General features: G+C 60.8%; 1 protein-coding gene. It reads left to right on the forward strand.

Translation table 11 applies throughout. The annotated features are described in order from the left end of the window. Window positions 1-84 precede the first annotated feature (84 nt). On the forward strand, window positions 85-429 hold the full coding sequence (locus J5M56_RS25805) for a pilin assembly protein (protein WP_207938159.1): 345 nt from the start codon (window positions 85-87) through the stop codon (window positions 427-429). The last annotated feature ends 2 nt before the right edge of the window (window positions 430-431 follow it).

The following is a 431-nucleotide window of genomic DNA, read 5'->3' on the forward strand; positions in this document are numbered from 1 at the left end:
ACAGTAAGCCGTACGACGGCCCGCCGCCGGCGCTGCCGGACACTCACCCAGGCCTGCCATCAGCAGGCGCTAAATGAGGTCATCATGAAAATTCGTGAACTCGCCCAGCATTGGGAAGAAAACGCCAAAGGTCGCCTGACCGACACCGGCTACACGATTCATCTGGACGTCGAGGCCGCCGCGCGCCTGGCGGCAATTGCCGAGCTGTATCCCAAACGTCATCCCGAGGAACTGCTCGGCGAACTGATCGGCGCCGCGCTTGAGGAGTTCGAGGCGAGCCTGCCGTACGTGAAGGGTTCAACGGTGGTGGCGACCGATGAGGAAGGTGATCCGTTGTATGAGGATGTCGGCCCGACGCCGCGTTTTCTGGCGTTGTCGCGACGGCATCTGCATGATTTGTCCTCGGCTGAGAACAAGCAGAAGCACTGATT

It is taken from the genome of Pseudomonas sp. 51_B, assembly GCF_017491595.1.
Taxonomy (GTDB): domain Bacteria; phylum Pseudomonadota; class Gammaproteobacteria; order Pseudomonadales; family Pseudomonadaceae; genus Aquipseudomonas; species Aquipseudomonas promysalinigenes.

Coding starts and splice junctions, on each gene's coding strand:
- J5M56_RS25805 (WP_207938159.1), top strand. CDS start 85: ATGAAAATTCGTGAACTCGCCCAGCATTGGGAAGAAAACGCCAAAGGT.